Source organism: Natronospirillum operosum, from assembly GCF_004768465.1.
GTDB classification, from domain to species: Bacteria; Pseudomonadota; Gammaproteobacteria; order Pseudomonadales; family Natronospirillaceae; genus Natronospirillum; species Natronospirillum operosum.
In genome coordinates this window covers 117,781-140,869 of sequence record NZ_SRMF01000005.1, presented here as the reverse complement: position 1 = coordinate 140,869, position 23,089 = coordinate 117,781, and the positions used below count along the sequence as shown (strand labels likewise).

Sequence of the window (23,089 nt, the reverse complement as noted above, 5' to 3'; positions counted from 1 at the left end):
AGCCTGTTCAACTCACCCGTGCTTTTTGAAGTAAGCAATTATGCCGGGCCACAGGCTCTGTGCTCGAGATCGAAAATAGCCCATATGGCCGATTTCCCTCAGCCCGATGTCCTGTGGCACAAGATCCACACTGTCAACGACGCTTGCGGCATAGAATTGCATGAAGGCATCCCGCGACCGGGGCATGGCCCACTTGTCGTCCACGGCATTGATCGCCTGAATGGGTGTTTTCACGGCTGAGAACTGGTCGTTTACCTCCGTATACTCGGGATCATCAAAGAAATAGTGCGGGAACCCGCACCAGCGCTTCCATTGCTGATAGACCCCAAGCGGCAGGTCTTCCCCCATGCCCAGCCTGCTCCAGGCCAGGTAGCCCTTCAGCCCGGTCAGCAACGGCGCCATGCCGTGCCACATGAAGCGGACGCGGAGGCTCTCCAGCCTCGGCATCCAGCCATGCCAGCCCGCACCGGTACCCAGGAAGCAGGCCGCGCGGATAGCGTGATGGTTGTCAATCAGCCCCAGCGCATGGCCGCCGTAGGAGTGCCCGACCAGATACAGAGGCGTGCTTTCATTCTGCAGCCAATCAACCAGGGCGCTCAGGTCCTTGCGCGCCCAATCCCGAAAATCCATTTCGAAGCCTTTCAGGCTCCTGGGTGCAGACCGGCCAATCCCTCTGTAGTCGAAAGTCACAGCGGAAAAATCCTGGGTCGTGGCGTACTCGGCAAAACGGCGATAGAAACCCTGCGGTACCCCAGTCGCACTCGCAATCAGAATAACGCCTTTGGCCTCGCTTGCCCGGTAGTGGCAGCCCGCCAGCGGATAGCCATCGGTTGCCTCGAAAGTGAAATCCTGTCCCTGAACCGTCATTGGACACCTCGGTGTTGGCAATATGGGCAGAGTCTAAAGTATGGAGTATGCTACAGAGTCAAGACCCGACGACAATTATGAGGTTTCCATTCATGAAAGCGGCTCAAGTGGCCAGAACTGCCGGCATCAACAAGGAAACTCTGCGTTATTACGAGAAGGAAGGACTGATCACGCCCCCTGCCAGGCAGGACAATGGCTATCGTGCCTACACGCCACAGGTGCTCGAAGAATTGAAGTTTATCCGGCTGGCCAAGTCGGTCGGTTTCACCCTGAAAGAAATTCGACCGGCCATACCCTTTTTGCGCGACCCCGATCCACAGTGCCCCACCCTGATCGCGCATCTGCACCAGCAGGTGGCGCGTATAGACGAGAACATTGAGACGCTGCAGCAATCCAGGGCGACCCTGCTCAGGTGGCTGTCGAAGCTGGAGACCCAGTCCGCCAGCGACCTGAAAGTCGGGTTGATTGAAAACCGCTGCCACAAATAGCTCCGGCGGCTGTCTGACACGCAGAGTCAGCCGCCGGAGGCGGTGGTGCGTCACGTCCACCTAGCCATTGTGCGCCAGTTCGTGCCTGTCACCTTGGTGCAGCAACCGATAGATGTCGTTACGTATCTCGTTGGCTTGCTGATCGGTCAGCGTACGGTCCATATGCCGCAACGTTACCCGAAGCAGCACGTTTTTCTGTTGCGGCTTCATACCCATGCGACGGCGCGCCGAGGCTGGCAAGTCAGCGTAGGGGGTTTCAGCCTTGACGCTGATTTCCTCGATGTACTCCGCACACTGCTGTTGACCACGCACGCGGTCCCCCAGGGTTTCCTCATCCATTTCAGAAGCCACGCAGATCGAAAGATCACGCTGAACGGCCGGCATCGAGGACACCGGCACATAGGGTTCCAGATCATTCATCTGCTTCAACACTCGCGGGTCCTGGCTGCGCAGAAGCCGGATATCCGGGATGTTCTTGCGCAGCATGAGCAACCGGTCCAGACCAAGACCCATGGCAAGACCGCTGTGATCGGAGAGCCCGGCCTGTCGCAGCACCTGGGTTGACGCCAGTCCACACTCCCCGACTTCCACCCACTGGTCGTGCCACAGAGCGTCAATCTGCACCCCCTGCTCCGTATAGGGGTGTGGTGACTCGACAGTACGCCAGCGCATCCCGGGCAGCGCCACTTGCATGATGATGCTGATCATCTCCATGAGGTCACTCAGGGCCATGGTCTGGCCAGTCGCATTGCTCACAACTCGCCACAGGTCCAGCTGGTGAGGTTCTCCGCAATGGAGCCGGTCGATGCTGTCGCGCCGATACACCAATCCGGGCAACAACAACAGCAGATCTTGCGGCGGATCAATGTTCAGACCAGCCAGCAGATCCGGAATCGCCGCAGAGGTTTGCGTGCGAAGAATGTAGCGCGGGGTCACATAACGGGTATAGCGCGCTTCTCTGGCGGCACCGCCGGGCGGATAGCCCAGCCGGTCATAGTTGTTCTCGACAGATACAACCGGACTGGTACGCACGATCTGCTGCTGACAGCGCCACTGGCTCGCCAGGGCACGTCGGATATTCTGCAGCAACAGCTGCAATGCATGCGGCCCGTTTGCGGGGTCGGTCAGATCAGGCAGGGACAGGGAACGCGACAGCGCATCGGCTGACAATAGATTGGCCATGATTCGATTTCTCCAAATAGTAACTTTTGGCGGAAAATCGAGCGCAGTCGATGTGTGCTATCCAGCACACACTTTCAACCGCACAAACAAAAAACCCCCGGGAGCAGGCCCGGGGGTTTTCCGCTTATCATGATGCGCACATCATCATCCACCCGCGCCGTCACACTGCCGGGGGTGAATAAATCGCTGCACATACTGAAAAGCCAAACTGCCGTTCATGGGGATGGTGATCTTCTTGCTCCAACTGACGAATAATATACGGAAACCCTTGGCGCTCCGCAAGCGGACCCAAGGCAGGTCCAGCATCCCTTCCATTGGCACGAAAACAGGACTCCTCACGCGCCAGATGTGATTCAACCCTGCACATTCACCAGAGACAGCAAACGGTCGGCCCCGGTCGGGTCCTCCGCCTGCATGGGCACCACGGCATAGCGCGCGGCCAGTCCGGAGGCGACCTTGTCGATCTGCGGATGCTCGGCTCGGGCCCGTTGCGCCAGCAATGGATGCTGGGTGTCGGCGGCGGCCAGGCTGGCGTTAATGATCCAGGCCCAGGGCTCGATGCCGGCCCGGCGCAGGTCCTGCTGCAGTTTTTCGGCTTCCAGAATGGGTGTGGTTTCAGCCAGGGTGACAATCATGACCTGGGTGGCATCCGGATCCTGCAGGCGCATCATTGGCGTTACCATGCGCACAGATTTGTCGTTGCCGCTGTGGCGCAGCATGTCCTGATGATAGGAGCCGGTGGTATCCAGCAACAGCAGGGTATGCCCGGTGGGAGCGGTATCCATGACCACAAAGTGCTTGCTGCTTTCCCGAATGACCCGGGAGAACGCCTGAAACACGGCGATTTCCTCGGTACAGGGCGAGCGCAGGTCTTCTTCCAGCATGGCCAGCCCTTCGGCGTCCAAGTGTTTGCCCTTGCGCTGCATCACCTCGTCCTTATAGCGCTCGATCTCCACCGCCGGGTCAATGCGGCTGACAGTCAGATTCGCCAGCGCATCGCCGAGCGTTTCACTCAGATGGGCCGCCGGGTCGGTGGTGGTCAGCAGCACCTTGCGGCCCCACCGGGCCAGCTCGGCGGCAAACGCGGCGGCCATGGTGGTTTTACCCACGCCGCCCTTGCCCATGAACATCAAGAGGCCCTTGTCTCGGGGCTCCACATCATCGACCAGAGTGCTCAGATCCGGGTAATCGACGTCTGCAGGGCTGTCTGAAGCCTGACCTGTCGGTGCCGGTTCGTTGCGGGCAAAGCGCTTGAGGGCGTCCAGGCCGACGAGATTTTCCGGGCGCAGCGGAAAGTCCTCGCGCGGCAGTTGACGAATGACCTTCGGCATCTCGGCCAGTGCGGCCTGGTCCTTGTCATACAGGGCCTGCGCCAGTGCATCGTTTCCTTCCATTTCCATGGCCGGCATGACGCCATTGATGGCCAGTTGCTGGTTGCGCAGACCGATCGCTGCCAATTCTTCCGAGGTGCGGGCTACCTCTTTGAGAGCCGACGTGCGCGGCCGAGCCACCAGGATCAACCGGGTTTCCTCACCATCGGACAGGCGCTCCACCGCCTCGGCGTACCGCGCCTTCTGCTTGTCCAGCCCGGCCAGCGGCCCCAGACAGGACGCATCACCCTTGCCCGTGGACAGAAAACCGGACCAGGCGCCAGGCAGTTTCAGCAGGCGTATGGTGTGGCCGGTGGGCGCCGTGTCAAAGATGACGTGGTCATACTGGTCGACCAGATCCGGATCGGTCAGCAGGGAAGTGAATTCATCGAACGCCGCTATCTCGGTAGTACAGGCACCGGACAGCTGCTCGGTGGCGCTGCGTATTTCATCCTCGCTGGCAGTTGCGGCCAGCGGCGTGAGAATGCGATCACGATAGGCCTGGGCTGCGGCTTCCGGGTCCACTTCGATGGCATCCAGCCCGGGTACTGTCTTGATGGCCCGCACCTCATTGCCCAGCGTCGTCTCGAACACCTGCCCGATATTGGACGCCGGGTCCGTGCTGACCAGCAGCACGCGGCTGCCCTGCTCCACCAGGCTGACTGCAGTGGCGCAGGCCAGAGAGGTCTTGCCCACACCACCTTTGCCGGTGAAGAACACGTATTTTGGCAGGTCGGTAAACATGCAACATCTCCTGGTGCCACCGAGGTACTGAACAGCTCCCCGGGAACTGAATATGACCGATTACCAACCTAGCATGCCTGGTCATCAGGGCCATTGATTCAGATCAATCGCAGAGACCTCCCTCCCGGCCACCACCGCAGCGTCGCCAGGCCGGCCAATATCACCAGAGCAGCCCACTCCAGAACCACCGGCACCAGCTCGCGCACTGTGCCCAGTTGCGCCAGCACGACGATACCACTGTGTTCAAGCCACCAGTCGGTCACCAGACCGACTGCGACCACGGTGCCGACCACCCCGATCAGGTACAGCGTCAGGGCAGAGTTACCCAGTTCCTGCCGCAGTGCGCCCAGGGTCGCCATGCTGGTCACCGGACCGGCCAGCATGAACACCAGCGCCGCCCCGGGCGAGACACCGGCAAGCAACAGGCCGGCGGCGATAGGAGTTGCTGCAGCAGCACAGATATACAGTGGCACGCCGACCAGCGCCAGCAACAGCATGGACCACAGGCTGTCACCGAGGGTGGCCAGCCAGGCCTCGGGCACCAGTGCCGTCATGGCGCCGGCCAGCACCAGCCCGCCGACCACCCAGGGCATGATGTCATCCAGAATGTCCCGAAAGGCATAGCGCAAGCCACCGCGCAGCCGGGCCATGGAGCCCTGGCCCCAGTTCTCTGACTGGGTTTCGGGGGCAGCATCGGGCTGTCCATCGCAGCTGTCATCGCAGGCATTACTGCAGCTTGTCCGACTCGGCTCCTGGTGCTGCGACGACGCCCGGCTCAGCGTGACCAGCAGCCCGGTGGCCAGGGCGGTGACCAGAGCACCCAGCACCCGGGCAGCCGTCATGAAGGGCCCCAGCAACGCATAGGTCATGGCCATCGAGTCCACACCCACGCCCGGCGCACCGACCAGAAAAGCCGTCATGGGGCCGCGCCCGGCGCCGTTGCGGTGCAGCGCAAAGGCCGTCGGGATGGCGCCACAGGAACACAGCGGCAGCGGTGCGCCCAGTACGGCGCCACGTGCAATGCTCAGCAGCCCATTGCCGCCAACCCAGCGATGAATGAATGTCATCGGCACCCAGGCCTTGATCAGCCCGGCCAGCATCAAGCCGATCAGCAGCCAGGGCGCCGCAGTCAGCGCCAGTTCCAGTGTACTCTGCAGAATCGTCATGGGGTTCTCCTCCCTGGATGAATTCTGCTAGGCTAAACCCTGCAATCGTTACAGGGTCAAGCCATGTCTTCCTCTCATCGCATCGGCGCCGCCGCTCGCATCAGCGGCTGCTCCGCCGAGTCCATCCGCCATTACGAGAAACTGCAACTGCTGCCTGCACCGGCGCGCTCGGACAACGGTTATCGCTATTACAGCCAGCAGGATATACAGCGCCTGCGGTTCATACGGCGCGGGCGCGAACTGGGCCTGAGCCTGCAGACCATACGTGAACTGTTGACCATGGTCGATCAGATGCCCCACTCGGACTGCGAGCCGGTGAACCGCATTGCACGGCACCATTTGGAGGACATTGAACAACGCATCCAGGCCCTCGAACTGCTGGCCCGCGAACTGCGCTCTGTCGTACACCAGTGCAAGGGGGGAGAAGTCAGGGACTGCAAGATCATTGGTGCGCTGTCAGCCGGCACAAACCCGCTTTCTATGTGAAGACTTGCGCATCAGTCGCTCTTCGCAGCACGTCCGCAAACGCAGTCATTGCCGGTGTCCAGGTATCCATTTCAGGTACGGCGTAGTAAGTGGTTACTTGCCCGATCTCCTCAGGCAACGGGTAGCTATGCACCTCGAAACGGTGCCTGTGGGCCTCAACCGTCATGCTCGGCAGTATCGCATATCCCATTCCAGCCGCAACACAGCCCAGCATCGCATCCAGAGTGCCAAAATCGAATATTCGGGTTGCATGGACGCCATGGGTCGCCAGCAGCAGTTCAATTCGCTGGCGATAGCTGCAGCCCTGGCGAAAGGCAAGAAACGTCGCCGTTTGCAATTCCTGGGGCGCAGGCATCTTGTCCATGTGCCTTCCAGAGACAAGCACCAACTGTTCGTCGAACGCTCTGAATTGATGAAGGCGTGGATGATTCACCTTTCCGGCGACAAAGATGCAGTCATGCTGTCCTGCCATCATCCCCTTGATCAGATCCGCCGTCGGCCCTGTGTGAAGCTCTATATCGACCTCAGGGTGCGCTTTGTGGAACTTCGCGAGGATGGGCGGGAGCCTCAAAGCCGTTGTGGTTTCCATGGCACCAATTCGAAGGCGCCCCCGAGGCGAGGCGTTTTTCCTGAACAGTGAAAGTGCTTCGTCGTGAGCGGACAGAATGCTTTCCGAATACTGAATCAAGGCTTGCCCCGCACTGGTGAGTCGAACAGCGCCGTGGCGTTCTATCAGCTTGGCATCCAGCTCTTCTTCGAGCTTCTTGATATGTGCGGTGACGTTGGACTGGACTGTGTGTAGCAATTCAGCCGCTGCTACAAAGCTACCGGTACGGGCCACCTCTCGAAATATTCTCAACGACTTCAGTTGCATCTGGCGCTCTTCTCAGTGGCTGATATCTACAATTGTGATACTAGCCATCATTTCAAATCACTTCAAATGAATCAGCAGGGTGCGTACCTTGACCGCTGGTATGGATGAAACCCACAGGAGTGTATCGGCATGATAGCAAACAGACTCAATGTCTCTGCATTGCTGGCCGGAGCCATGGCTACTTTTGTGGGGATAGGCCTGGCCCGGTTTGCTTACACGCCAATCATTCCAGCTCTTGTGGAAGCCAACTGGTTTACAGCTACTGAAGCTGCATACCTGGGTGCTGCAAATCTGCTTGGTTATCTCGGTGGCGCCATTGCAGCACACCCCCTTTCCGAACGATACAAACCCCGTCATGTGCTGGGCGTGGCGTATGTCGCGGTGGCGCTGAGTTTCTTGCTTTGTCTAAGCCCGGCCGGGTTCATGTGGTTCTTCATCTGGCGGTTTCTGGCCGGCTTTGCCGGTGCCACCCTGATGGTCGTGGCTCCATCGCTGGCACTGTCCAATACACCAGAGTCACAACGACCGGTTACCGGTGCGATGGTTTTTACCGGTATTGGAATGGGCGCCTTTCTGTCTGCCACGGTGATTCCGCTGTTGCTGAACTGGGGGCTGACCTTTGCTTGGGCAGGGCTCGGCATGCTTGCTGCCATTGCAGGTTTCATCGGTGATCGAGCCCTTGTTGGACTGAAGCCATTACCGCCTGCTCCGCAGTCGGGTAATGGGGCAGTTGGCATTACCGCAGCGCAGAAGTGGAGTGTCGGCATAGTCCTGGCCGCTTACGCACTGGACGGAATCGGGTTCGTCCCCCATACGGTGTTCTGGGTGGACTATCTTGCTCGTGAGGTCGGCATGGGGCAGAGCATGGCAAGTTACCAATGGGCTGTACTCGGCATAGGTGCTGTGCTCGGCCCTTTCATTGCGGGCCGAGCTGCCAGGAAGCTCGGGTGGCACGCGGCCCTGCTGTCAGGCTTTCTGGCAAAAACGATAGCAACCGCATTGCCGACGATATCAGTATCCATGGTCAGCATCACGATTTCATCGCTGGTCGTCGGGGCCATGATTCCGGGAATTGTAGCGCTCACTGCAGGGCGGCTCGCTGAAATTCTCGGGCCTGCTGGCCACAAGAAGATGTGGGGTGTGGCGACCACCCTGTTCGCCGCGTCTCAGGCAACCGGCGGATACACCCTGTCATCGGTATACGCCATGTTGGGCACTTACGAACCCTTATTCATGATTGGAGCCGTTCTCCTGATGAGCGGATGCCTTCTGCTGTCAGTCCGATACCTGCCATTCCGAAAAACCACCCTGATGGAGAAAAATTGATATGAAACTCTATCTGAACCAAACATCGCCGTACGCAAGAGTCGCCCGCATCTGTGCCATCGAAAAACAGCTTGAACAGGATTTGGACCTCCACTGGGTAGATCCCTGGGCGGATGACGAGGCATTGCTCACCGCCAATCCGAATGGAAAGATCCCTGTCCTGGTAACGAATGAGGGGGAGTCTATCTCAGAATCCCTTCTTATAGCCGCGTATCTGGATGGGCTCTCGTCGGCCCGCAGCTTGCTTCGCAACCCTGACTTTGCCGATGTGCTTGCTCTTTGTGGTCTGAGCCAGGGCCTTACCGATGCTGCCTTCACAACTGTTATCAATCGGAAGCACTTTGGACAAGACAGTGACAGTACGGTCCTCGGCATCCGCAGGCGGAATGCCATCGTCCGATGCCTTCAGAGGCTGGAGGGCAGGGTGGACAGCGATGTTATGAAATCCGACATTAACCTGGGTCAGATCATTACGGCCGTTGCATTGGGTTATATCGACTTTCGACTGCCTACATTGCAATGGGGAAATGACTACCCGCTTCTGGCTGACTGGCTGGTTGATTTCTCGAAGTATTCAAGTTTCAAAGAGACAGCGTTCGTCTGAGGCCCATACTCTGCCCCTCTGGTTCTGACTCCAGGAGACACAGCAGCAGTCTGGCGCAGCAAGGTCTCAATCATTTGGTCAGAAATCGCATCCACAGCGGCCGAACCCTTTGACCTTCTGCTGCGAAAAACTGCCACGATCATGGCCCCCAATCTGGGCAACTCATATTCTGGTGGCAAGCGAGGTATAAGAGAAGTTGACTGTTCGCAGGTCAACTCGAGCAACGTCCTGCGCGGTGTTGTCTTTTCCATAGGATCCGCATTCCTGTACGCGGGCTTCTCCATGATCAGTGGGCGTATTTCAATCGCACTGGGAGCCGGGCCGGCAACAGCATGCCTCACGGTAGCAACTGCTGCTTTTCAGCATTTGGGCCCTTGGCCGCAGAACCTCCCGTCTGCAGAGACGAGCCTGGTTATAGAATTTTGCATATCCATTAAAGAATTAATGCCATTCTCATAACAGTTTGTTCCCTGAATAATCTGCTCACTGATATGTGAGTGAGTGGAATAGCCCATGACCAACCCTTCTTCGCGGCATCTGTTGCCTATTGCCATGCTTCTGACAGTGCTGCTCGCGTCAGCCCATGTCGAAGCCACCGAGTTTCCAGCCACAGCCTGGGGCACACTGGAAGAACTGTCCGCCGCTGCCTACCAGGAAAGGCGTACCCAGAGCCAACTGCTGGGGCTGGGATCGGGGGCACTCGCCATAGCCAGCGTCGGGCTGTACGCCCATGGAGAAAACGACTACGCCCTGATCGCGGCGGCTGGCGGTGCGCTTGCAGGCGGCGCCGGACTCGTGTTGCACCACTACCCCTCTCGAACCGAGCGCGCCAGGGACCGAGCAGCTAGGCTGGATGACCCGGCTGAGCGTGAACAGAGGTCCGCAGATGCTTTGTTTCAGCTTGCAAATCAGAACCGCGCCCGACGTCTGGCAGCCGGGACGGTCAACCTCGGTGTGGCCTCGTATTATTTGCTGCTGGACGACACCGGTTCCAGCACCGCGCTGTATTCCGGGGTGTTCTCCCTGGCATCGGGTATCGCCAGCCTGCTCATACCGACACCCGCAGAGCGGGCGCTTGCTCGGCTGGAAAACCGCACGAACTCATCTTTTCCATCAACTCTGGACTGGAGCCTGGACGTCAGTGCCGACGACGCTTTCCGCTTCGGTCTGGGCATGAACTTTTGATCAGGAGTGTCCACCATGCAACGACGCGATTTTCTCAAGATCATGGGGGCCGGCGGCGCTGGCGTCATCATGATGCCCAGTCTGCTGACGGGCTGTTCGAGCACACCCGAATCAGCTCTGGCTCCCTGGCAGGGTCCAAATCCAGACACAACGGATATTCGGCTGCAGACGTTGTCGTACGGACTGCTGGCCGCCAACCCGCACAATATTCAGCCGTGGCTGATCCGTCTGGAAGCGCCCCGGCAATTCAGTCTTTTTGTCGACCCGGAGCGGCTGCTGCCGGAAACGGATCCCGTGCACCGACAGATACACATCGGGCAGGGTACCTTTCTGGAAAATGTCAGTATCGCGGCCGGGGCTCTGGGGTATGTCGCCGACATATCGCTGTTTCCGGAAGGCGAATACAACAACTCGACACTGGAAGACCTGCCCGTCGCCCATGTTCACCTTCGCCCTTCTGACATCGACATCAGCGATCCGCTGTTTGATGCCATCCTGGATCGTCAGACCAACAAACGGCCCTATACAGACGAGCCGGTGAGAGCAACCGAACGCTCCAGCCTGCGGACTCTGGCAAACTATCCATTGGCTCGGGGGCCGGAGCCCGATTTCGCCTTACACTGGCACTGGTTTGATACGGACACCGAGCGGGAAGCGATGACGGAATTGATCGGTCAGGCCATGGCGGTGGAAGTCAGCGACCATGACCGACATCTGGAAACCTGGCGCCTGTTCCGCTTCAACGAAGAGGAAGTGGAGCGCTATCGAGACGGCTTCAGCTATGGCAACAATGGCATTACCGGTTTGCGCCGCTGGCTGGTGGAGCGGCTGTATTCCCGGGAATCCGCCAGAGACTCCGATTCCAGCTGGGCGCAGTTTCCGGTCGATCAGCATTACGAAATCGCGGCTTCGGCGCCCTTGTTCGGCGCTCTGAGCACAACAGGCAACACCCGCCGGGATCAGGTGCTCCTGGGCCGCCATTATCAGCGCCTCAATCTGGCTGCAACACGTCTGGGCATCGCCATCCATCCCCACAGTCAGATTCTGCAGGAATACCCCGACATGGCATCCTTGCAGGCGCGCCTCCATAGCCAATTCGGCTTCGGAGAGAACACCACGGTGCAGATGCTCTACCGTATGGGTTACGCCGACCCGGTGGACAAAACACCTCGCCGAGCGCTCGCCGACCTGTGGTACAACTCATGATACAAGGCATCAGCTTGCGCATTCACAATCGGGCCTGCCCATAGGGATCGGCCTCAAACCACTGGATCAAAAACTGCTGCAGGGTCCGGACTCGATGGTTGTAGCGTACATCCCCGTGACAGACCAGCCACAGGTCGAGCATCGGTAGCCTTATATCAGTCAGCACTGGCACAAGATCAGGCCAGTGCGCAGCCAGAGGCTGGTGCAGAACTCCGATCCCTCCTCCGGCCCGGGTGTAAGCAACCTGCATCAGCAGGCTGTCGCTGCGCAAACTGAAATCAGAGCGCTCTATGGCAAGCCCCTGCTCTTTCGCAAGACGCTCGTAAGTGGGGTCCTGATCCGGCCCGATGAGTCGATGCTGGTTCAGTTCGTCTGCCGAGCAGGGAAGACCATGCTCGTCCACATAGGCCTGTGACGCATAGAAACCGAGCGGAATCTTTCCCAGTCGTCTGACCACCAGGTCCGGTTGCCGGGGTTCAACCATACGCAGTGCCAGATCGGCCTCACCCTTGTTCAGGCTGCTGATGCGATCAGTCAGCACTGTGTCCACCCGAACGCCGGGCCATTGCCGCTGAAAGGCGACCATTGCCGATGGCAGCAAATAGTGCCCAATCAGTTCACTGGTGCTGATCCGCACATCGCCTTCCAGTACTGGTGACTGCCCCGTCAGATGGCGCTGAAACTGGTCAGCCGCATCACCCATGGCTCGAGCGGCAGCTACAAGCCGAGTGCCCTCCGGTGTCAACTCCAGGCCGGTGGTGGAACGACTGAACAGATGCAACCCGGTCTGTGTTTCCAGTTGCTGAATCTGGCGGCTGAGCGCCGGCTGCGACAGACCCAGAGCACCGGCCGCCGCCGACAGGGATCCATGTTCAGCTACCGACAGAAACGCCCGAATCCAGTTCCAGTTGTGCAGCGCAGCTGTCATCGGTCTACCTGTGTATTGGGGTCAATCTCCAAACTCCCGCGCAATCCCGGTCGCTCGGATACACGCAGATTAAAACACTGTCGAAGTGATATCGATACCCGGCTGGCCGCTTCCCTGTGATCCTGACTCGGGAGAACAGCAGGCTGATCGCCTGGCTCTTGATGATCACTCGCGACAAGCCAATATCTGATGACATCCCCTGAATTGAGCACTGGGTCAAATTTTAAAACATTGGCACCCACTTTCGCGTTCATGCAGGCGCTCTGCGGGTGCCAAGCGCAATCATTCTCGTTTAATCTTCCCAAAAAATGGATTTTGGACCACGACAGGAGTCAGTTATGTCCCCTTGTACGCATAAGCCATTGCTCTCACACCTGCTTGTATTGCTTGCAGTCACCGCCCTCGCCGCTTGCAACCCCTCAACCGAATCCGGAGGAAACAGCGATAACGGCAATGGAGACGGAGGCGGCGGCAACGGCGGGAATGACAACAATGGCGACCTGGTAGAACTTGATTACGGGGTCGGGTTTGTATTGGTCATGGACCCGGCACCGAACCAGATCGCATTGCGCGGTTACGGTACGGGTCAGATTCCGGAAACCACACGTCTGGCCGTGCAGGTACTGGACAACGATCTGAACCCCGTGGCCGGGCATGACGTTTCCTTTGCCATCACGGACAGCACGGGCGGTCCGGAATTGACGCGCGATAGCGCTACGACCGGAAGCGACGGCAGCGCCAGCACCATTCTGCGCTCCGGCACCGTCCAGGGCACCACCCAGGTCGAAGTCTCCATGGACCTGCTCGACAGCAACGGCAACGTTATCGAACAGGATGTCCATGTCGCAACAACACAGCCTGTGAGCATGCATACGGCAGCACCGGTTACCGATGGCATGAGTTTGTCTGCCGATGTGTTCAACCCGGAAGGCTATGACTACAACGGTATCCCGGTACAGGTTACGGTGCACCTTGGCGACATCCATCGCAACCCGGTCGCCGACGGCACCCAGGTCAATTTCCTCGCCAGTACGGGCCTGGTCGACCCGGTATGCACCACGGACAACGGCGCATGCACCATAGAATGGCGTTCGGCTCACCCCAGGGGAGATGGCCGAGTGGACATTCTGGCCCGCACCAATGGCAACGACGCCTTTGTGGATACCAATGGCAACAGCCGGTTTGATCTGGGTGAGAGCTATGAGCCTCAGGGCGAACCCTTTGTTGACACCGAGGGCACCGGCCAGTTTGACCCGGGCGACTTCTTTTGGGACCTCAGTGGTACCGGTGACTATACGCCTGCAGACCCCGGTGCCCACTACAAGGGAATTGGCTGCACGGAGGATGCCCTGGAGCACGGGCATTGCGACGAACGGGCAGTGGTATTCAACAATATTGTGTTGGTTGCCAGCGGTTCGGACTTGCGGCTTGATCCTGAACCCACTGATGTGAGCGTCAGCGACACTGTGATCTATCAGATGGTGGATCAGAACGGCAATGTCCCACCGGCCGGGTCCGATCTGTCCATCAACTGTACTGATGCCAGCGCTACAGCACTGGACAGTGAAGTCCCGGAACGGCCCGGCGCCTTGTTTGGCCCCTGGCCGGTTGTGATCAATTATGGTGACGATCCCGGCTCCTGCACGCTTGAAGTTCAGTCGCCCAACGGATTGCCGCAGCGCTATACGATATCCGTCAACTGAACAGGGGTCACCGCTTGCGGGGTGATCTGGCAGGAGCCTGTGCCACAGTCGACCACGAACTGGCCTGCACCACCTGCATAGCCATGAGCCCGAGCGCGCTTCAACAGGCGCCCTCGGGCTTTTGTGTGTCAGGCAGACACGCAAGAAACCAAACCATTTGACAGCCACAAGTTAATCGATTAACTTTTAAAAAAACAACATACAAGAAGTGGCTATGAAATATCAAAAACTGCTCAACAGTGAGCTTTCACGTGTTATTGCCCGCCAGGGGCATATGGATGAACTGACGCTGGGCGATGCCGGCCTTCCAGTTCCGGATGCTGTGAGCCGTATCGATTTGGCGGTCATACCGGGCCTTCCGGGGCTACTGGATGTTCTGGACGCCGTGCTGTCAGAACTGACGATTGAAGGCGTGCTGCTGGCCGAGGAGCTCAAGGACCAGAGTCCGGACTTCCATGCTGCACTGTGCGCACGGCTGGACGCCCTGTCCGAACAATCCGGCCAAGCGGTAACCCGGAACTATGTGTCCCATGGTCAATTCAAGGAGAGAACCCGTCGGTCCAAAGCGGTCATCCGCACCGGGGAAGTCACTCCCTTTGCCAACATTGTATTAATTTCGGGCGTGGCCTTTTAGGAGTCGGCAATGACTGAGCCTGTTCTCTCGATGCAACATGTCAGCAAGTCATTCCCCGGTGTGCGCGCCCTGGATGACGTGTCCCTGAATGTATACCCAGGCGAGGTCATGGCACTGCTGGGCGAAAACGGGGCGGGCAAATCAACCCTGATGAAAGTACTCACAGGGGTATACGCCGCTGATTCGGGCACCCTTCGATATGACGGACAGCAGACCTGGTTTTCCAGTCCCAGAGCCTCCCAGGAGGCGGGTATCGCGATTATTCACCAGGAGCTCAATCTGCTGCCCGAGCTGACCATTGCCGAGAATATCTTCCTGGGTCGGGAACCCACCAATGCCCTGGGCAAAATTCGGTGGCAGCAACTCTACAAACAGGCCGGGGCGCTGTTGACCCGCTTGGGTGTCCGCCACAGTCCGCGACAACGTGTCGGGGAACTCGGCATCGGTGACCAGCAGATGGTGGAGATTGCCAAAGCCTTGTCATTCGATGCCCGCGTCATCGTCATGGATGAGCCGACCGATGCGTTGACGGAGCCCGAAACAAAGGCGCTGTTCAGAGTCATACAAGAACTTCGAGCCAACGGCTGCGGCATCGTCTACATATCTCACCGGCTGGCTGAGGTATTTCTGGTCTGTGACCGGGCCTCTGTCCTGCGGGACGGCCGGTTTATCGACGAATTCAAGGTATCCGAAGTCAACGAAGATGTTCTGATCGAACGCATGGTGGGGCGCAAACTGGAACATCAGTACCCGCATGTCGAGGTATCACCAGGCGAGCCGGTGCTGTCGGTGGACAACCTGTCCGGCCCCGGATTTGAAGACGTTTCCTTCAACTGCCGCAGCAATGAAATCCTGGGTATTTCCGGTCTCATTGGTGCCGGACGCACGGAAGTCATGCGGGCCATCAGCGGGGCGGTCAAGGTCACAGCAGGCAGGGTCAGTGTTCAGGGCGTGCCGTTGCGACTGAGAAACCCACGCGACGCGCTCAGAGCCGGCATTGCCTACATCTCTGAAGACCGCAAAGGTGACGGCCTTGTCATGGGTTTGTCAGTACGACACAACATGACCCTGGCCAGTCTGCGTGAGCTCTCATCCGGCTGGCAGATCAGGCACAGTCAGGAAGCACTCAAGGTTGCAGAGTACATCGATGCCTTTCGGATCAAGACACCTCGTCAGACCCAACTGATGCTCAACCTGTCCGGCGGCAACCAGCAGAAAGTGACCATTGCCAAGGGTCTGATGACGCAGCCGCGCATACTGATTCTGGATGAGCCCACACGCGGTGTCGACGTCGGCGCCAAGAAAGAGATCTATCAGCTCATCAATACTCTGAAGCAACAGGGACTCGCCATCATTCTGGTGTCCTCCGACATGCCCGAAGTCCTTGGCATGAGCGACCGGATACTGGTCATGCACGAGGGACGCATTGTAGCGGAAGAATCCAGAGCCAATGCCACACAAGAAAAACTGCTTACCCACGCCGTAGGGTCAGATTTATCAGAGGTAACACTATGAACGCCCTTATCCATTATTTCTCCGGCAGCAAAATAAAGGACCTCCTGCTGGCTCAGAAGGCACTTCTGGGGTTGCTGGCGCTGGTCCTGGTGATCTCGATACTGAATGCCGAGTTCTTCACGATGAACAACCTGCTCAATATCCTGCGCCAAACCTCAATCAACGCCATCATCGCGGTGGGTATGACCATGGTCATCATCACCGCCGGCATTGACTTGAGCGTCGGCTCGGTACTGGCACTCACTGGCGCCATTGCTGCCACACTCATTGGTCTGGATATCAACGTGGCGCTGTCGTTTATTCTGGTGTTGACTGCCGGCGCTGTGCTGGGCGGCATTACCGGTACCGTGATTGCCCTGGGCAAGGTCCAGGCCTTTATCGCAACCCTGGTAGCCATGACCTTGCTGCGCGGGGTCACCCTGGTATTTACCGATGGCCGACCGGTATCCATGGGTTTCGGGCCCGCCGCAGAAGCCTTCTCCTGGTTCGGCACCGGCTATGTGCTGGGCATTCCCGTGCCGGTCTGGTTGATGGCGGTCTCCTTTCTGGGCGGCTGGTATCTGCTCAACCATACTCGACTCGGGCGATACATCTACGCCGTGGGCGGTAACGAAGCGGCCGCTCGCCTGTCCGGCATCAATGTCAATCTGGTCAAGATCAGCGTCTACGCCATCAGCGGTCTGATGTCAGCTCTGGCGGCCATCATAGTCACCAGCCGTTTGTCCTCCGCGCAGCCCACCGCCGGCACCATGTATGAACTCGATGCCATTGCGGCGGTCGTGATCGGAGGCACCAGTCTTGCGGGAGGTCGGGGATTCATCTCCGGCACACTCATCGGCGCACTGATCATAGGTGTGCTGAACAACGCTCTCAACCTTCTGGATGTATCGTCCTATTTCCAGATGATCGTGAAAGCTTCGGTCATTTTGCTGGCGGTGCTCGTGGATACCAGAAGCAAGCAGTAACTCAACCCAAAGACGGCCTGGTCCGTCACAATAACAAGCAGCCCATGTGAGGTAACGACAATGAAAACAATGAAGCAGCTATTGGTGGCAACCATTGCCCTGGCCGGATTGACAGGAAGCGCCGTTGCAGAAGGCACCCTCGCCATATCCGTCTCCACCCTGAACAATCCATTCTTTGTGACCCTGCGCGACGGCGCCGCTGATAAGGCCAATGAACTGGGTTATGATCTGCGCATTGTGGATGCCCAGAACGACCCGGCGCGCGAACTGTCCAATGTGGAAGATCTGTTGCAGCGCAATATTGACGCGCTGCTCATCAACCCCACCGATTCGGACTCCGTGGTCAACGCCGTGCGTCTGGCCAACAACCGCGATGTGCCGGTATTTACCGTAGACCGAGGCGCCAGTGCTGGAAACTATATTTCCCATGTCGCCTCGGATAATGTGCTGGGCGGCCGTATGGCGGGCGACTTTATTGCCCAGCAGGTAGGCGCCAATGCACGGGTCATCCAGTTGGAAGGCATTCCCGGCACATCAGCAGCACGTGAGCGTGGTGAAGGTTTTGCTCAGGCCATTGAAGCTCACGGTTTTGAAGTCCTGGCATCACAGCCGGCCAACTTTGATCGCACGGAAGGCCTGAATGTCATGGAGAACCTGCTGACCGGTAATCGCAACATTGACGCGGTATTTGCGCAGAACGACGAAATGGCGCTGGGCGCATTGCGTGCCATTGCAGCCTCCAACCAGCCCAATATCCTGGTCGTCGGCTTTGACGGTACGGACGACGGGATTGCCGCCGTGGAAGCCGGTCGCATGGCTGCAACGGTCGCCCAGCAACCCTATGAAATTGGCGCTGTGGCGGTTGAAACTGCTGTACGTTACCTGAACGGAGAGACCGTTGAAGGCAACATCCCCGTCCCACTGCAGGTCATTACTGCGGATTAATGCAGCAACCACAGAGAGAAACCGGAGAGGGAGAACTGAGCATGCCAAGGGGCATTACAATTCTGGGCAGTGTGAACCTGGATCATGTCGTCAGGGTGCCTCATTTTCCCGAACCGGGTGAAACGCTGACAGGCACGCACTATGAGGTATTTCATGGTGGCAAGGGGGCCAACCAGGCCCTCGCCACCGCACGAGCCTTGCCCGCATCAGTTTCCTGTGATGCTCTGCTCCCTGTACACTTCCTTGCAGCCATTGGGCAGGATGCAGGTGGCAGAGCGCTTGTTCAAGCGCTCTCGGATGATGGCATAAACACTGATCACGTGCTGGAGTTATCCGGAGAAAGAACAGGCGTGGCACTAATTCAAGTCAATGCTGAAGGTGAAAACTGCATCACGATCGTGCCCAATGCCAATGGCCAGTTCCAGGCACTGACCAGCGAACAGGCGGGCGTGCTGGCGCGCACCTCTTGGCTTCTGGTGCAGCACGAAGTACCTCATGCGCTCAACCTGGCGGCCATTCGGCAGGTCAAGATCAGTGGAGGGCAGGTGATACTCAACCCGGCACCCATGCGTGATTTTGAGCTCAGCATGCTGACTGATGTGGACATACTCACACCCAACGAGACCGAGTTGGAAGCGCTTACCGGTATCCCGGTGTCTGACGAAACAAGTCTGGCAGCGGCGTGCGAGATTATACACCAGGCTGGCGTACCAACGGTGCTGGTCACGCTGGGCGCGCGTGGCGTCTGGTTAAGCCAGCAGCATGAAGATGGCGTATTGATACCAGGAAAAACGGTGACAGCTGTGGACACTACAGGCGCAGGCGACACCTTCAACGGAGCTCTCGTCAGCCAACTGGCACAGGGGACATCAATCAAGAATGCTATTCGATATGCTCAGGCGGCAGCAGCACTTGCCGTAACAGTGGCTGGTGCACAGCCAGCCATTCCGAGGGCACCTGATATAAAGAAGTTCCTGGAGCAATAGCACACTATGCCCACCATCAAAGAAGTGGCGCAACGCGCAGGCGTTTCCACCTGTACTGTCAGCAATGTACTTAACAACAAAAGGCCAGTGAAACCGGAGACCAAGGCTCGAGTCGAGTCTGCCGCCGCAGAACTGCGCTATAAGCCGTCAGGCGTCGCCCGAAGCCTGAAAGCCAGCAGAACGCTTACTCTGGGCATGGTGGTCACCACCAGTACCAATCCCTTTTATGCAGAAGTGCTGCAAGCTGTGGAGCAACGCTGCTACGAACTGGGTTACAGCCTGATTATTGCCAACACCCGAGGCAATTCCGAAAGACTGAAAGAGGCGCTGGAGGTTTTGCGGGAGCGCCAGGTCGATGGCACCATACTGATGTGCACCCAGGTCAACCCAGCGCTTCACCTGAGCAAGGATGACCTTGTCATGCCTGTGGTTGTCGCCGACTGGGGTATCACCAATCTGAATGTCGACCTGATTCAGGAAGAGGGCCGGCGCGGTGGTTACCTCGCGGCGCGACATCTCCTGGACCTCGGCCACCAGGCCATCGGCGTACTTCGAGGCCCCAGCGGCAAGAGAACCGCAGATGAACGCTACTCAGGGTTTTGTGACGCCCTGCAGGAAGCCGGGGTTGAGCTTCGGAAAGACTGGGTTGCCGAGGGCGATTTTGAGTTGGCTGGTGGTTATCGCGGTGCGCAGACAATCCTCAAGGCAAAGCAGCGCCCGACGGCGATCATTGCCGGGAACGACATGATGGCAGCCGGTGCCCTCAAGGCACTGCAGGAAGCCGGTTTGCGAGTACCTGATGACATGTCCCTGATCGGTTACGACAATATCGAACTCAGCAGTTATCTGGTGCCATCACTCAGCACAATTGAGCAGCCCAAGGAACGTTTGGGTGCAAACGCTGTGGATTTACTATTGGACCGCATCAAAAACCCGGATAGCCCACTCAGGACAATCACTCTTGAGCCCCACCTGATTGCTCGACAGTCAACGCTTCCCCTGAATCAACGCTGACATCCGGCAACGGCTGCAGCCGATGCCAAGCCAGATCCAGACCGGACAACCAATGCCGCACCAGCCGAATCAGATGGTCCACCGAAGGTTCATCCAGGCGTTCCTGCAGGCAGTAGATACCGACCGTGAACGGCTGCGGCAGGTCGATGGGCAGTTCCTCCAGACCCTGGGCACGGAAATACGGTGCCATGGACGAGGTGTAGACCATGACGGCGTCGCTTGCGCGCAGGATATCCAGCCCGGCGCTCATGGAGCTGGAGGACCAGACTACCCGCTCGCGCAGGTGATAGGCGCTGCGCTGGGCCTCCTTCTGTTCCAGGTCCTGCACCACTTCCCGATACCGCGTTTCATCCGGGGTAATGTCCAGATGCGGGAAGGCCAGCAGGTCTTCGGGGGTACAGTGCGGTTGCTGCAGCAGTGGATGGCCGGCACGCACCCAGGCACTGTCAAAGCACATAAAGAGGGGCTGGAACTCGGCGCCGCCGCTGGCATGCAGGCCGACAATCTGATGCCCCATGAACAGGTCGATATCACCGGCCAGCAACTGATCCATGGAGCGCAGGTGGTTGCCCAGTTCGATGTGCACGGGAGCCTCCGGGTGATCCGCCCGATACTGGCGCAGCAGATCGCGAAAGAACAGATGCCACCAGGCCATGCCGACGCCCATGCGTATGCCGCGCTCTCGCCGCTCTTTCAGCCGGGTCAGCTCTTCCATGGCATTGTCATGCACCCGCTGCATTATGCGGGCCTGCTCCAGCAACTTGTCGCCATAGGGCGTCAGCCTCACGCCCCGTGCCGTGCGCACAAAAAGATCGACCCCGAGCGAGGCTTCCAGCTTCTTCATGTTGTGAGTCAGCGTGGGCTGGCTGATGAACAGCCTCTGGGCCGCCTGGCTGATGCTCTTCAGCTCCGCCACGGCCAGAAACTGGCGCAGTGATTTTTCCAAGGTCTGCCTCGATGCTCTCTGGTTTCGACTTTCGACTTTCGACTTTCGACTTTCGACTTTCGACTTTCGACTTTCGACTTTCGACTTTCGACTTTCGACATAGATTCTATCTATATCACTCGGTGAAAAAAGTATTTTCTCTCCGTGCCATGCCTCACTAGCATAGGCCCTCGACTGCAAGCGCTTACCCAAGCCGGGTTCGGCGCCAGCGCATTCGGCTTCGCAACTGCTCAGCTTCGCAATTTTTCAATTTCAGAACACAGGTGACAGTCATGACCCAACCCTGGTGGAAAGACGCCGTGGTGTACCAGGTGTATCCCCTCAGTTTCAACGACAGCAACGGGGACGGCATCGGTGACCTGCCGGGCATTATCGAAAAGCTGGATTACCTGAAGGAACTGGGCATCAACGTTATCTGGCTGAGCCCCATATTCCGCTCACCCAACGACGACAACGGCTATGACGTCAGCGACTATCAGGCCATCATGGCCGAGTTCGGCACCATGGCCGACTTCGACCGCCTGCTGGCAGAAGCCCATGCTCGCGGTATCCGCATCCTGCTCGATCTGGTGCTCAACCACACCAGTGACGAGCACGCCTGGTTTCAGGAATCCCGCCAGTCCCGGGACAACCCGAAGAGCGACTGGTACATCTGGCGCGACGGCAAGGCCGGCGGCCCGCCCAACAACTGGGAGAGCATCTTCAGTGGCTCGGCCTGGCGCTACTACGAAGACAGGGACCAGTATTGCCTGCATCTGTTTTCCAGCAAGCAGCCGGACCTGAACTGGGAAAACCAGGACGTCCGAGAAGCACTCTACACCATGATTCGCTGGTGGCTGGACAAGGGCGTGGACGGTTTCCGCATTGATGCCATCACCCATATTCGCAAGGAGCAGGGCTTTCCCGACATGCCCAACCCCAAGGGGCTGGAAGTGGTCAATGCCACGCCCATGCACCGCAACGTGGAAGGCATCCAGCCCTATATTGCCGACCTCGGAGCCAATACCTTTGCCCACTACGACATCATGACGGTGGGCGAAGCCGCCGGCGTCTCGGTCGACGATGCACCCAACTGGGTGGCGCCGGAACAGCACAAGTTCAACATGCTGTTTCAGTTCGAGCAGATCAAGCTGTGGGGTTCGGATGTCGATGCTGCCCTGAACCTGCCGGCACTGCGCGACACGCTGACCCGCTGGCAGAAGGGGCTGGAAGGACAGGGCTGGAATGCATTGTTCGTGGAAAATCACGATATCGCCCGCGTGGTCTCCACCTGGGGCAATGCGGAGCAGTACTGGCGGGAAAGCGCCACGGCCATCGCCACCATGTACTTTCTGATGCAGGGCACGCCCTTTATCTATCAGGGGCAGGAACTGGGCATGACCAACTTCCCGTTCGAGCGTCTGGACCAGTTCGACGATGTGGCAGTACGCAACCTGGCGGCGGAAGAAATGGCCAACGGCTGGACCGAAGCGGACATTCTGGAGCAGATCCGCAACAGTGCGCGCGACAACGCCCGCACGCCCATGCAGTGGGACAGCAGCCCCAATGGCGGCTTTACCTCAGGCACGCCCTGGCTGGCGGTGAACCCGAACACCGAATGGCTGAACGCGGAACAGCAGCGGCGCGACCCGAACTCGGTATTCGCCTTCTATCAGCAACTGATCCGGCTGCGGGCAGAACACAGTTCCCTGGTCCATGGTCACTATGATCTCGAGCTGCCAACTCATGATCAGGTCTATGCCTATACGCGCACCGGTACCGACGACCGCTATCTGGTGCTGACCAACCTGAGCGATGAGCCAGCGGACATCAGCGCCTGCAAGGTGGATCTGGAAGCCGCCGAACGGCTGCTGGGCAACCTGGATGACAACGGCCAACCGTCCACCCTGCGGCCCTGGGAGGCCCGGGTACTGCGCTGCGCGGACTGACCTGACGCGGCCAGCCCGCACCGGTCG

Annotated in this window: 21 protein-coding genes; 14 read left to right on the top strand and 7 right to left on the bottom strand. The window is 58.6% G+C overall.

Annotation, left to right across the window (positions count from 1 at the left end; translation table 11 throughout):
• Nucleotides 1–12: 12 nt before the first annotated feature.
• Nucleotides 13–867 carry an alpha/beta hydrolase family protein gene (locus tag E4656_RS13250; RefSeq protein ID WP_135483770.1) on the bottom strand — a complete coding sequence of 285 codons (855 nt, stop codon included), beginning with the start codon at nt 865–867 and terminating at the stop codon, nt 13–15.
• A 92-nt stretch (nt 868–959) separates the two neighbouring features.
• Here E4656_RS13250 and E4656_RS13245 point away from each other — a divergent pair, with 92 nt between their 5' ends.
• Complete coding sequence (locus E4656_RS13245) at nt 960–1,355, top strand: MerR family transcriptional regulator (RefSeq protein WP_167856060.1); 396 nt, start codon at nt 960–962, stop codon at nt 1,353–1,355.
• A gap of 60 nt (nt 1,356–1,415) precedes the next feature.
• Here the strand turns inward: E4656_RS13245 and srmL are convergent, their stop codons facing one another.
• From srmL to E4656_RS13230, 3 genes are all read right to left on the bottom strand, one after another.
• Nucleotides 1,416–2,537 carry a PheS-related mystery ligase SrmL gene (srmL, locus tag E4656_RS13240; RefSeq protein WP_135483768.1) on the bottom strand — a complete coding sequence of 374 codons (1,122 nt, stop codon included), beginning with the start codon at nt 2,535–2,537 and terminating at the stop codon, nt 1,416–1,418.
• Between the two features lie 353 nt (nt 2,538–2,890).
• Complete coding sequence (gene arsA / locus E4656_RS13235) at nt 2,891–4,651, bottom strand: arsenical pump-driving ATPase (protein WP_135483767.1); 1,761 nt, start codon at nt 4,649–4,651, stop codon at nt 2,891–2,893.
• Between the two features lie 98 nt (nt 4,652–4,749).
• Nucleotides 4,750–5,817, bottom strand: coding sequence for an SO_0444 family Cu/Zn efflux transporter (locus E4656_RS13230; RefSeq protein ID WP_135483766.1), 1,068 nt, complete (start codon nt 5,815–5,817; stop codon nt 4,750–4,752).
• 63 nt (nt 5,818–5,880) lie between these two features.
• Here E4656_RS13230 and E4656_RS13225 point away from each other — a divergent pair, with 63 nt between their 5' ends.
• Nucleotides 5,881–6,303 carry a MerR family transcriptional regulator gene (locus E4656_RS13225; protein ID WP_135483765.1) on the top strand — a complete coding sequence of 141 codons (423 nt, stop codon included), beginning with the start codon at nt 5,881–5,883 and terminating at the stop codon, nt 6,301–6,303.
• On the opposite strand, the gene E4656_RS13220 is transcribed toward E4656_RS13225, so the two are convergent.
• A complete protein-coding gene (locus E4656_RS13220; RefSeq protein WP_135483764.1) occupies nt 6,296–7,177 on the bottom strand; it encodes a LysR family transcriptional regulator in 882 nt (293 codons plus the stop codon). The genes E4656_RS13225 and E4656_RS13220 overlap by 8 nt on opposite strands.
• A gap of 129 nt (nt 7,178–7,306) precedes the next feature.
• Between E4656_RS13220 and E4656_RS13215 the strand changes: the two genes are divergently transcribed.
• The 4 genes from E4656_RS13215 to E4656_RS13200 all read left to right on the top strand — a co-directional run bounded on the left by E4656_RS13215 (nt 7,307) and on the right by E4656_RS13200 (nt 11,498).
• The gene (locus tag E4656_RS13215) at nt 7,307–8,503 is read left to right on the top strand and encodes a YbfB/YjiJ family MFS transporter (RefSeq protein WP_135483763.1); all 1,197 of its coding nucleotides are present in this window, start codon (nt 7,307–7,309) and stop codon (nt 8,501–8,503) included.
• Between the two features lies 1 nt (nt 8,504).
• Nucleotides 8,505–9,107, top strand: coding sequence for a glutathione S-transferase N-terminal domain-containing protein (locus E4656_RS13210; protein WP_135483762.1), 603 nt, complete (start codon nt 8,505–8,507; stop codon nt 9,105–9,107).
• 513 nt (nt 9,108–9,620) lie between these two features.
• On the top strand, nt 9,621–10,292 hold the full coding sequence (locus tag E4656_RS13205) for a hypothetical protein (RefSeq protein ID WP_135483761.1): 672 nt from the start codon (nt 9,621–9,623) through the stop codon (nt 10,290–10,292).
• 15 nt (nt 10,293–10,307) lie between these two features.
• On the top strand, nt 10,308–11,498 hold the full coding sequence (locus tag E4656_RS13200; protein ID WP_135483760.1) for an Acg family FMN-binding oxidoreductase: 1,191 nt from the start codon (nt 10,308–10,310) through the stop codon (nt 11,496–11,498).
• 22 nt (nt 11,499–11,520) lie between these two features.
• Here E4656_RS13200 and E4656_RS13195 read toward each other — a convergent pair whose 3' ends face one another.
• On the bottom strand, nt 11,521–12,426 hold the full coding sequence (locus E4656_RS13195) for a LysR family transcriptional regulator (RefSeq protein WP_135483759.1): 906 nt from the start codon (nt 12,424–12,426) through the stop codon (nt 11,521–11,523).
• Between the two features lie 338 nt (nt 12,427–12,764).
• On the opposite strand from E4656_RS13195, the gene E4656_RS13190 reads away from it, so the two are divergent.
• From E4656_RS13190 to E4656_RS13160, 7 genes are all read left to right on the top strand, one after another.
• Entirely contained in the window at nt 12,765–14,129 is a 1,365-nt protein-coding gene (locus E4656_RS13190; protein WP_135483758.1) for an Ig-like domain-containing protein, read from the top strand.
• 214 nt (nt 14,130–14,343) lie between these two features.
• Nucleotides 14,344–14,763 carry a D-ribose pyranase gene (gene rbsD / locus E4656_RS13185; RefSeq protein WP_135483757.1) on the top strand — a complete coding sequence of 140 codons (420 nt, stop codon included), beginning with the start codon at nt 14,344–14,346 and terminating at the stop codon, nt 14,761–14,763.
• A gap of 9 nt (nt 14,764–14,772) precedes the next feature.
• The gene (gene rbsA, locus E4656_RS13180) at nt 14,773–16,278 is read left to right on the top strand and encodes a ribose ABC transporter ATP-binding protein RbsA (protein ID WP_135483756.1); all 1,506 of its coding nucleotides are present in this window, start codon (nt 14,773–14,775) and stop codon (nt 16,276–16,278) included.
• The gene (gene rbsC, locus E4656_RS13175) at nt 16,275–17,243 is read left to right on the top strand and encodes a ribose ABC transporter permease (RefSeq protein ID WP_135483755.1); all 969 of its coding nucleotides are present in this window, start codon (nt 16,275–16,277) and stop codon (nt 17,241–17,243) included. Before rbsA ends, rbsC begins: the two co-directional genes overlap by 4 nt.
• A 60-nt stretch (nt 17,244–17,303) precedes the next feature.
• Nucleotides 17,304–18,188, top strand: coding sequence for a ribose ABC transporter substrate-binding protein RbsB (gene rbsB, locus E4656_RS13170; RefSeq protein WP_135483754.1), 885 nt, complete (start codon nt 17,304–17,306; stop codon nt 18,186–18,188).
• A gap of 41 nt (nt 18,189–18,229) precedes the next feature.
• Nucleotides 18,230–19,174, top strand: a complete 945-nt coding sequence (gene rbsK, locus E4656_RS13165) for a ribokinase (RefSeq protein WP_135483894.1) — start codon at nt 18,230–18,232, stop codon at nt 19,172–19,174.
• 6 nt (nt 19,175–19,180) lie between these two features.
• Nucleotides 19,181–20,188, top strand: coding sequence for a LacI family DNA-binding transcriptional regulator (locus E4656_RS13160; protein WP_135483753.1), 1,008 nt, complete (start codon nt 19,181–19,183; stop codon nt 20,186–20,188).
• Here the strand turns inward: E4656_RS13160 and E4656_RS13155 are convergent.
• Nucleotides 20,130–21,134, bottom strand: coding sequence for a LysR family transcriptional regulator (locus E4656_RS13155; protein ID WP_135483752.1), 1,005 nt, complete (start codon nt 21,132–21,134; stop codon nt 20,130–20,132). The genes E4656_RS13160 and E4656_RS13155 overlap by 59 nt on opposite strands.
• A 272-nt stretch (nt 21,135–21,406) precedes the next feature.
• On the opposite strand from E4656_RS13155, the gene E4656_RS13145 reads away from it, so the two are divergent.
• Entirely contained in the window at nt 21,407–23,062 is a 1,656-nt protein-coding gene (locus E4656_RS13145) for an alpha-glucosidase (protein ID WP_135483751.1), read from the top strand.
• The last annotated feature ends 27 nt before the right edge of the window (nt 23,063–23,089 follow it).